The sequence below is a fragment of the Enterobacter sp. DN genome (genome assembly GCF_046054285.1).
Lineage (GTDB): Bacteria > Pseudomonadota > Gammaproteobacteria > Enterobacterales > Enterobacteriaceae > Enterobacter > Enterobacter hormaechei_C.
In genome coordinates this window covers 157,590-167,786 of sequence record NZ_JBJJTG010000009.1, presented here as the reverse complement: position 1 = coordinate 167,786, position 10,197 = coordinate 157,590, and the positions used below count along the sequence as shown (strand labels likewise).

8 protein-coding genes and 1 tRNA gene are annotated in these 10,197 nt (G+C 50.0%); 2 read left to right on the top strand and 7 right to left on the bottom strand.

Translation table 11 applies throughout. The features are described from left to right. Positions 1-146: 146 nt before the first annotated feature. Both yicI and ACJTMZ_RS19105 read right to left on the bottom strand, forming a co-directional pair. A complete protein-coding gene (gene yicI, locus ACJTMZ_RS19110) occupies positions 147-2,465 on the bottom strand; it encodes an alpha-xylosidase (RefSeq protein ID WP_196358952.1) in 2,319 nt (772 codons plus the stop codon). 12 nt (positions 2,466-2,477) lie between these two features. Continuing rightward, positions 2,478-3,869 (bottom strand): glycoside-pentoside-hexuronide family transporter, encoded by a 1,392-nt coding sequence (locus ACJTMZ_RS19105; protein WP_015570055.1) that lies wholly within the window; start codon positions 3,867-3,869, stop codon positions 2,478-2,480. A 287-nt stretch (positions 3,870-4,156) separates the two neighbouring features. Here ACJTMZ_RS19105 and ACJTMZ_RS19100 point away from each other — a divergent pair. Together ACJTMZ_RS19100 and ACJTMZ_RS19095 are read left to right on the top strand one after the other, a co-directional pair. Next, positions 4,157-4,251: transfer RNA gene (locus ACJTMZ_RS19100), tRNA-Sec, on the top strand. Positions 4,252-4,412: 161 nt separating this feature from the next. Continuing rightward, the gene (locus ACJTMZ_RS19095; protein ID WP_023323960.1) at positions 4,413-5,591 is read left to right on the top strand and encodes a phage integrase central domain-containing protein; all 1,179 of its coding nucleotides are present in this window, start codon (positions 4,413-4,415) and stop codon (positions 5,589-5,591) included. A 16-nt stretch (positions 5,592-5,607) separates the two neighbouring features. On the opposite strand, the gene ACJTMZ_RS19090 is transcribed toward ACJTMZ_RS19095, so the two are convergent. From ACJTMZ_RS19090 to ACJTMZ_RS19070, 5 genes are all read right to left on the bottom strand, one after another. Further along, positions 5,608-6,252 carry an SLATT domain-containing protein gene (locus ACJTMZ_RS19090; RefSeq protein WP_255343904.1) on the bottom strand — a complete coding sequence of 215 codons (645 nt, stop codon included), beginning with the start codon at positions 6,250-6,252 and terminating at the stop codon, positions 5,608-5,610. 191 nt (positions 6,253-6,443) lie between these two features. Then, positions 6,444-7,853 carry a reverse transcriptase domain-containing protein gene (locus ACJTMZ_RS19085; RefSeq protein ID WP_023323958.1) on the bottom strand — a complete coding sequence of 470 codons (1,410 nt, stop codon included), beginning with the start codon at positions 7,851-7,853 and terminating at the stop codon, positions 6,444-6,446. 331 nt (positions 7,854-8,184) lie between these two features. Next, positions 8,185-8,748 carry a phage polarity suppression protein gene (locus ACJTMZ_RS19080; protein ID WP_023323957.1) on the bottom strand — a complete coding sequence of 188 codons (564 nt, stop codon included), beginning with the start codon at positions 8,746-8,748 and terminating at the stop codon, positions 8,185-8,187. Between the two features lie 28 nt (positions 8,749-8,776). Beyond that, on the bottom strand, positions 8,777-8,995 hold the full coding sequence (locus ACJTMZ_RS19075) for an ogr/Delta-like zinc finger family protein (RefSeq protein WP_023323956.1): 219 nt from the start codon (positions 8,993-8,995) through the stop codon (positions 8,777-8,779). Positions 8,996-8,997: 2 nt separating this feature from the next. Beyond that, positions 8,998-9,741 (bottom strand): hypothetical protein, encoded by a 744-nt coding sequence (locus ACJTMZ_RS19070; RefSeq protein WP_023323955.1) that lies wholly within the window; start codon positions 9,739-9,741, stop codon positions 8,998-9,000. Positions 9,742-10,197: the final 456 nt, after the last annotated feature.

The following is a 10,197-nucleotide window of genomic DNA, read 5'->3' as shown; positions in this document are numbered from 1 at the left end:
ATCTTTAACGGAATAACGCTTGCGTACTACGACCGAAAAACCCAGAGTGTGCTCCGGATAGACTGAAAAGTGTTACCTATGTTCCCGGTCTGATCTGTCACCTATGTATCCGGTCATACAGAAGCGCCACCGGGCATTTTTCCAGCTCAGAGGTGAACCACCACCTCATCCCCCTCGGCTTTCACCACCACACCCCATTCGCTGCCCGCATGTGAACCGCCTTTTACGCCGCCGACCTTCTGCACGTTGCGCAAGCATACCGACCAGTTTTGCGCATCTCCCGCGCCGGTAAAGGTCACGACGTCGCCCTGACGTGACGCCTTCAGCGCAAACACTACAGAACCGTCCGCCGCAGGCACTTCACTCACCGCCGTTGCGCCATCGCTCAGGTTAAAGAGCTGGAAGGCCGTCCCCTCGTGCCACGCATAGTCCGGCTTCTGGTTATTATTGCCGAGCGCCAGCAGCGTGTTGTCGCGCACATAGACCGGCAGGCTCTGGAAATCGTGCTGCTGCTTATGCCAGCGGCTACCCTCGATTTCATCGTTGTGCCACAGGTGCGTCCAGCGCCCTTCCGGCAGGTAGAACTGCACGTCGCCCGCCTCGGAGAACACCGGCGCCACCATCATTGAATCCCCCAACATGTACTGGCGGTCGAGGTAATCGCACGCCGGATCGTCCGGGAACTCCAGCATCATCGCCCGCAGCATCGGCGTGCCGAACTCGTGCGCCAGCGCCGCCTGACGATACAGGTACGGCATCAGCTGGCATTTCAGCTGCGTGAAGTGGCGCACCACATCGCAGGACTCGTCATCGTACGCCCACGGCACGCGGTAGGATTTGCTGCCGTGCAGGCGGCTGTGGCTGGAGAACAGCCCGAACGCGCACCAGCGTTTGTAGACGTGCGCCGGAGCGGTGTTTTCGAACCCGCCGATATCGTGGCTCCAGAACCCGAAGCCGGACAGCCCAATCGACAGCCCGCCGCGCAGGCTTTCGGCCATCGACTCATAGTTGGCGTAGCAGTCGCCACCCCAGTGTACCGGGAACTGTTGCGCACCCACGGAGGCAGAACGGGCAAACAGCACCGCCTCTTCTTCTCCCACCGTCTCTTTCAGCACGTTCCACACCAGTTCGTTGTAGATGTAGGCGTAATGGTTATGCATCTTCTGCGGATCGGAACCGTCAAACCACTGGACCTCCGTCGGGATACGCTCGCCGAAGTCGGTCTTGAAGCAGTCGACGCCGCTCTCCACCAGGCCTTTCAGTTTGTCCGCATACCACCTGCACGCGTCCGGGTTGGTGAAGTCGTAGATCGCCAGCCCCGGCTGCCATTTGTCCCACTGCCACAGGGAGCCGTCCGGGCGCTTCAGCAGGTAGCCCTTCTCTTTCAGCTCCCGGAAGATCGGCGATTTCTGGCCGATGTACGGGTTGATCCACACGCAGACCTTCAGCCCTTTCTCTTTCAGGCGGCGGATCATGCCTTCCGGATCGGGGAAGGTCACCGGGTCCCACTCGAAATCGCACCACTGGAAGGCCTTCATCCAGAAGCAGTCGAAGTGGAACACGTGCAGCGGCAGGTCGCGCTCGGCCATGCCGTCGATAAAGCTGTTAACCGTCGCTTCGTCGTAGTTGGTGGTGAAGGAGGTGGTCAGCCACAGGCCGAACGACCACGCAGGCGGCAGCGCCGGACGGCCGGTGAAGCGGGTATAGCGGTTCAGCACTTCTTTCGGCGTCGGGCCGTCGATCACGAAGTACTCCAGATACTCCCCTTCCACGCTGAACTGCACTTTGGAGACCTTCTCGGAGCCGACTTCAAACGAGACATTTTCCGGATGATTCACCAGCACGCCGTAGCCGCGGTTGGTCAGGTAGAACGGTATGTTTTTGTAGGACTGCTCGGTGCTGGTGCCCCCGTCGCGGTTCCAGGTTTCGACCGTCTGACCGTTGCGCACCAGGGCGGTGAAGCGCTCGCCCAGGCCGTAGACCGTTTCCCCCACGCCCAGATCCAGACGTTCAAACACATAGTTGCGATCGGTATTGCTGTCCTGCACGTAGCCGTTGTTTTTCAGCTGGCTGCCGGTAATGCGCTGGCCGTTGCGCAGGAAATCCAGCCCCCAGAACTCGCCTTTGGCGACGCGCACGCTGACGCTGCCGCTTTTCAGCTCGGCAAATTCGGCGTTGTTTTCAATCTCAACTTTTACATCCTTCAGAACGTTCAGCGGATAGTGCGGGCCGTTGTTCAGCGCACCCTGGAAGTGCTCAATGCGCACCCCGACAATCCCTTCCTGCGGGGCAAACAGGCGCACCGTGAACATCAACGTGTCGAGCTGCCAGGTGCGTTCGCGCACGTCACGCGGCGCCACATACACCACCAGGTCATTGCCCTGCTGCTCCACGTCGAACACCTGCACCGGATAGGTCACATTCAGGCCCGGTTGAATAAGCCAGTTTCCATCACTGATTTTCATGCTTACGTCCTCTTAGTTCTGCAATTCTTTGCTGACCGGCAGGTTTTCAAACTCCTGCTGATTGCGGCGCGCGCCCTGCGCCAGCTCGCGCAGAATTTTGGTCAGGAAAGGGGTTTTCAGCGTGTAGTAGCGTTTGGCGATGATGGCGCTCAGCACGTAACAGATCGCCGGTGCCAGGGTAAACAGGCCGATGATGATGCTGATGGTCGCGCTGTTCTGGGTTTTGGCTGCCGCGTCGTAGCCGCCGCCTGCCAGCATCCAGCCTATCATCGCCCCGCCCAGCGCCAGGCCGAGTTTCAGCACGAACAGCGTGCCCGCAAAGCTGATGCCGGTCAGACGTTTGCCGTTGGTCCATTCGCCGTAGTCGACGGTATCGGACATCATTACCCACTGAATCGGCGTCACCAGCTGGTGCAGCACGCCGATAACGAAGATGAAGCCGAACATCAGGACGGTGGCATGCATCGGCACGAAGAACATCGCCACGCTGACCACCGCCAGCGCGGCGTTGGTCCACCAGAAGATGCTGACCTTGCACTTCCAGTCGGTGAGCGGTTTCGCCAGCGCGGAGCCAATCAGATTGCCGACGCAGTAGGTGGTGAGGAAGGCGACGAACACCTCCGGCGAGCCCATGATCCAGGTGCAGTAGTACATCATCGCGCCCCCGCGCACGCAGACGGCGAGAATGTTGAGGATGGTGAGCACGCCGACGATACGCCACTGGTCGTTTTGCCAGATATCGCGCAGGTCTTCACGCATGGAGGTGGTGCTCGGTGGCACCTGGATGCGCTCTTTGGTGGTGAAGAAGCAGAACGCCAGCATCAGAAACGCGACCACCGACAGCACGGCGATCCCGCCCTGGAAGCCGAACGCTTTATCGTCGCCGCCAATCAGGTTGACCAGCGGCATCATCAGCACCGTAGAGAGCATGCCGCCCGCCGTCGCCAGCACAAAGCGCCAGGACTGAAGGGAGATACGCTGCGTCGGGTCGTTGGTGATCACGCCGCCCAGCGCGCAGTACGGGATATTGACCACGGTATAGAGCAGGGTCAGCAGCGTGTATGTGATGGCGGCGTAAACCATTTTTCCGTTAAGGCTCAGGTCCGGCGTGGTGTAGGCCAGCACGCAGACGATGCCGAACGGAATGGCGCCGAACAAAATCCACGGACGGAACTTGCCCCAGCGGCTGCGGGTGCGGTCGGCAATCAGCCCCATGCACGGGTCGGAGATCGCATCCAGCGCGCGGGCCAGCAGGAACATGGTGCCGACAAACCCGGCGGGAATACCAAAAATATCGGTGTAGAAAAACATCATATAAAGCATGACGTTATCAAAAATGATATGGCTGGCGGCGTCTCCCATGCCGTAGCCAATCTTCTCTTTTACTGACAAGACTTCGCTCATATTTTTATCCTTCACGCTGTAGGGGGCGCTGAGACCGGTTACCGTTTTTTAAACCATTGTTTCAGGAGCGGGTATTGCGTTTTCTGGTTAAGAGATTACGTTTCTTGTTTTTTGTGATCGGGATAAAAGTTGATGAGCACGAAATGCTAACCTGAGGATTTTCTTAAGAATTAGCTGAAACAGGGGGATTCAGGTCAAAAGAGAGGTGAAAAAAGTGGTGTGGGGTATGTGGTAAATGCCTGAAAGTAGCTATAATGCGCCCCGCCTCCATGTAGCAATGCAGGCGCGGAAGATCGTCATCTCCGGTGAGGTGGCTGGACTTCAAATCCAGTTGGGGGCGCCAGCGTTCCCGGGCAGGTTCGACTCCTGTGATCTTCCGCCAAAGTTTTTCCACCACCATCCGAAAACGTCTAAAAAGCCTTTATTTTCAACACACATATTAAATCACTCATCCGGAACCGTCCGACAAGTTCTCCCTGAATCCATGAAAAAAATGTATAGTGATGTGTATAGATTTTTTATACATATTTTTGACTTATACACATGGCACTAACAGACATACAAATTAAACGAGCAAAGCCCCAAGACAAGCCATACACATTGAACGATGGGCAAGGCCTGTCATTGCTTATCAATCCCGACGGCTCGAAGGGCTGGCGCTTCCGCTTTCGTTTTGCCGGTAAAGCGCGGCTAATGTCATTTGGCAGCTACGACCTTGTGAGCCTCGCAGAAGCACGTGAGAAACGCGATACGGCCCGTAAGCAGGTCGCAAATGGCGTTGATCCAATCGAAGAACGTAAAGCCAAAAAGCTGGCACAGCAACTCTCAACAGAGAACTCATTCGAAGCCATATGTCGAGAATGGCACGCCAACAAAGCTGACCGCTGGACAGTGGCCTATCGCGAAGAAATCATTAAGACATTCGAGCAAGATGTGTTCCCGTTCATTGGTAAACGTCCTATCAGTGAAATCAAACCGTTAGAACTACTTGAAGTATTGCGACGAATAGAGAAGCGTGGAGCACTGGAGAAGACCAGAAAAGTGCGCCAAAGATGCGGCGAGGTTTATCGCTATGCGATCATAACTGGCCGCGCTGAATACAATCCAGCACCTGATTTAGCTATCGCTCTGACCGTACCTAAGCAAAAGCACCATCCTTTTTTATCCGCTGAAGAGATACCTCATTTTATTCGGGATCTTGAGAGGTATACCGGCAGCATCATCACTAAAAATGCGACTAAGATTGTTATGTTAACTGGTGTAAGAACGCAGGAAATGCGTTTTGCTACGTGGGATGAAGTTGACCTTGAGAAAGGGATATGGGAAATTCCTTCAGAAAGGATGAAAATGCGCAGACCTCACATTGTGCCTCTATCTGCTCAGGTGATTGACCTTTTCAAGCAGCTCAAGCCTATTACTGGCCATTATCCCTACATTTTTATTGGTAGAAATAATCGTAACAAACCTATATCCAAAGAAAGTGTGTCACAGGTTATTGAATTACTAGGCTACAAAGGTCGTGCGACAGGGCACGGATTTAGACATACCATGTCTACCATTTTGCACGAAAAGGGATTTGACAGTGCATGGATTGAAATGCAATTAGCTCATGTAGATAAAAACACTATTCGAGGTACATATAACCATGCTCAGTATTTAGAGAAAAGGAAAGATATGATGCAATGGTATGCGGATTTTTTATATAAGACATTGGAGCGGTAAACGCTCCAACTCATGATCAATACAGGGATGCTATTACCTTTAAAACTTTGAAGAAGAATATGGCAACAATTGACCAGATAATTAAGTATCCCCAAATACTACTAATGTAATAGTTAATTCTACCTTTTAACACTCGCCAAAAACTAAAGCTTTCAGAAGTATGGGCAATATAATATCTACTTTTTACTATTTTATGATACTCGTAGTCAACAGGGCTATGGTTGAAAGTACATGTTGATTTTATTTTTTCATACTCATCGCGAAGGTTATCTATGCATTTGTAATCGTCATTCGTTATTTCTTCTTTTAAGCAGTTTTTGAATAAAGAAATCTTCCTTTCATGCTCATTAAGCAACTCAGCATTTCTAAAGAGAGCCTCAGATTTAGCTCCTGATGCGACTCCCCATTCAATAAGGCTAATTATTATTAATAGCATGCTTAAGATAATGGAAAATGCAGTTATTAATATATTGAGCTTAGGATTTATATCTGTAATCCAAAAATATTGGATTAATGAGAGTATGATACCGGAAAGGCCAATTAAAGCGAGACTGATAGTCGAAAAAATCTCTCTAACCTTTAACCTACGGGATGCATTGTATCTTGCGCATGATGTTTCCCAGGCGGATTTGCTTAGGCTATCCAAAAAATCTTTCATCATAAGCTCCATGAATAGTATGAAGTGACGCAACGCCGGAGATATCAGTCCAATCCTCTTCACCAGCGGTTTCCCCCGATGAAGGTTTACTACCATTTTAGGTCAGGAGCACTTCTGCCCATCACGGCCTTACCGCGTGGGGTACGGCACCTGCAAGGCAAGTACCGTCGGCGTTGGTCAAGCTCAATATAGCATTACTTGGGATACACTTCACCTTCATCTGCATGCATGCTAGCTAAATTTTTAGCTTTATATCTTTCATAACGCTCTTCAACCTGTTCTTTAGTTAACCTCTCGCCTTCAGCAATCCTTCCACGTCGGTGCAAGAATTCAGTTTTTTGTTTAATAGTTTTAATCTGGTCATAATCTCTTATATAACCTCTATGTGGGCTAAACTTCATTTCATAATAAGCACGCGCTACCTTTTTCAATCCTTCTGGTGCACAATTATCAAAATCATCCAAGCGCTTAAACATTTCACTTATTATAAAATCTATTTTATGAAGAAGAGAAAGATCGTTAATATTTGAATAATAAGCTACCCACCCGTATCTTTTTTTCTCACTAATAGCTCCTGTTAACTTATCATTTAGCTCTTCCAGAAAAATGTCTTTTAGATCATTAGAGGTTAAATGTGTATACTTTTTTAACCTTTTGTTTTTATTGTGAAGATAATCACTGAACCTAGATGCAATTGATTTCATAAATGATTCAACAGTCGAATCTCGCACTGTTATAACATTTCCTTTAAAAACATATCCTAAAAAACTAAAGGACTCATTAAGAAAACCTAAATGTGTTTTTGGTGATGATGGCGGATGAGTGTTTAACCCCCTATACTTAAGCCTGCGCCTTAATGAATGATAAGCTGAGTTTACGTCATCATAATTACCATACATTAGTACATCATCAACATATCTATAGTAAGTCACATCAAATTTTAGCATTTCGTTATCTACACCTTGCAGATAAATCGCAGCTAAAATGTTAGATATTGACAAGCCTTGAGGTACTCCCTTTTCATTATCAAAAAACACCTTCCTCATTTTTTTATTAACATTATCACTTGTTGTTGGTGTTAAAAGAGAATGAACTATGAGATCTAGCGCCCTTTTACTTCTTATGTTTTTTGATAAGATTTTTTCAAGTCGATGTTTGTTTATGTTGTCATAAAAACCTTCGATATCACAACTACAAACATAAATATCCTCAGGAATCACGCCTTTTAAATCATCTGATATACTTCTAATATAAGTTGAAGCTATGCTTTTCGGTACACAACTAGGAAAAATCTCACAAAGAAAAACATTAAGCTGTTTTAATACAACGCGATCTCTAATGGTTGGTATAGAAATAACCCTGGGTTTTTTCCCTCTCCCTTTGCTTTTCAACTTCTCTAAGTAAGGAGTAAATCTAAAAGAACCGTTAAGACATTTTTCAGAGACTTTCTTTAATTCCTTTCTGGCTCTATTTGAATATTGCATGCCATTGATTCTATCGAGGCCTTTTGCTGCGGACTTACTAAATCTCTCGGTATATACATCAAATAAAGATTTTGGAGAGAAGAGTTTTTTAAATAACTTTTCTTGTGCTCGTTCATCCATTGCATCACCTTATATTGCGTCACGACTACTTCGCTTGGCTGCTTAACACCATTAATTCATCCAACTCTTATAGCAAAATTAAATAAAAACTGCATTAACCTTCCCAATTAATTTATCGCATTAAATTATTATGCGCGCAATGCTCTCCCCGCCCCGCCTGCCCGCTTAAGGGGGCGCTTTTAATGCGGGTGCATGACCGGCCTCAGGGCGTGCCAGTGCTGGCGCTGGCGGGGGATTCAGTGACGTTAAAACGCATGCAAAACCATGCACCTTATGCATGCATGGCTTTTATACGTAAAAATGGCGGGATTTTCGGGGATTTTTAAGCGAACTACTGCACAGTCAGTTCTGCACGGCGGCGGGTGTAATTCAGGTTCTGTGCAGGCGTGAATTTTTCACGACTATCATCGCACGAAGCCGCGTCAGGTCTGAATCCGATGGCCGTTAAAATGTCATTATCCTGCGCCGAATAATTAATTTTTTCACCGGCGACCAGCCAGAGCTGTAGCGCCTCACGCAGACAGTCGAGTGAGTGCTGCATGGCGCAGCGCTGAACGGCAGAGTGTTGCCCGGAATAATTCATCAGTTCAGGGGCAAGGGCGGCGGCCAGCTCCGCGCCGTGCACCTGCATAAAATCATTCAATCGGTCGCGGATGCTGATGCGCTGCACCTCCTCATGCGAACGGATATAGCGACCGGCAGCCTGATTGATTTCCCATTTTTTCACGTCGATAATCTCGCGCAGCGTTTGCAGGCTCCGGCCGCTGTGGCCGTTACCGGCAAGCTGTTCGCGGTATGCCTGTTCGGCCTGCTTCAGTTCATCCCGGCGTTGCAGCCATGCGGATTTGTTTGCCTGACAGGCCTCAAAGGCTTTCTGTAGCGTCAGTGTGGACACGTATGTTTCTCCTGATGTCTGGCCGTGCTCACGCACCGGCACGGTTAACGGTGGGCTCCGGTGCGGGTACAGGGATAACCGGCTCTGTCACCGGTGAACGAATAATCCCGTCGATGGATTCAAGCGTGCGGAACGTGGCCGAGCACTCGATGTTCATGCACTGGTGATAGCGCTGTTTGACGTTATCGGACAGATAGCGACTGGTGCGGGAATGCGCGCTGGTTTTGCAGAACGGGCAGTGAAACATGCTTACCCCTCCGCTTCTGTCTCGCCATTTTCAGCCAGCTTTCTGGCGAGCATCATTCTCTTCGCAGGGCTGCGTAACAGCTCCGTATCCACGCCTGTAATCTGCGGCCGGTGCATGCCCGTCACGGACAACACCGGCTCCTGCGTCATATCGAAGTGATACAGGCTGCCCTGACGGCTCAGCGCATCGCGCAGCTCGCCGGTGGCCACGGACTGAGGAGCGCTTTCTCCCTTCATTTCGAGGGCACGAATGCGCAGCAGGAAAGCGCGGATGAGGGCGACAGGAACCGCATTGACAGCCTGAGCCCATTCCGCACCGGCGTAAGCGGTAAAGGCATCTTCGTGCGCTGACAGGTATTTATTGCCGGTGGAGCAGGCATTCAGCATGGCGCGTGTCCGGTCAGTCTCCAGCTCCGCAATCAGGCCGGTGAACTCGTCGGCCAGCTCGCGACTGGCGATACGCCTGCTGTGCTCAGTTTTCATTTCAGGGGTGAGACTGCCGCGCAGGGTGCGAAAGCGGCTGCGCCAGTCCTGCTCCGCCTCAGTGCTCTCATCGAGGGCGGTCTGCCGCTCCTGCTTACAGCGTTCAATGGACGTATCAATCTCTTTCAGAACCTGCATGCTGGCCGCGTGGGTGTCTCTTGCCGCAGTGAATGCGCTCAGCTTGTCGGTGATGCGCTGGCTGTTCTCTGCGTACTGCCTGGCGGCAACGTCTTGCAGGGCGGTAATGACTGTTTCGGGTTTCATGTTCAGGCTCTCCGTTTATTCAACCTGAAATGATTCTGCCCTTCATCACACAACATCTCGATTCATTGCAGTTGTGGCAGTTCTGGCACAAACAGCACTCAAAACCCGGCTTGCCAGAAAAAGGTCTCAGCAAAACCTTACTCATCGTTTGTTTTTTTACTTATAACTGTTCACCACTGTTCACCTTAAATAAAAATATAAATAATACAGTAAGATAAAGGGTGAACAGTTGAGGACATGACTGTTCACCGTCTGTTCACCACTGTTCACCCTCCTGTTTTGCTCTGTCTATACCAATTAGACTTTATTTCGATTAAAAATGAAAAATATATAACTAAAAGAAATAGAAATTGCTGCATTGTAATGCAGTGGTTTGCATATCTTTGCCAGCGTTTGCCTTTGTTTGCCAGAGCGAAAAGTCAATGTTTGTTTCCCCGAAAATCTCACATGACCAGA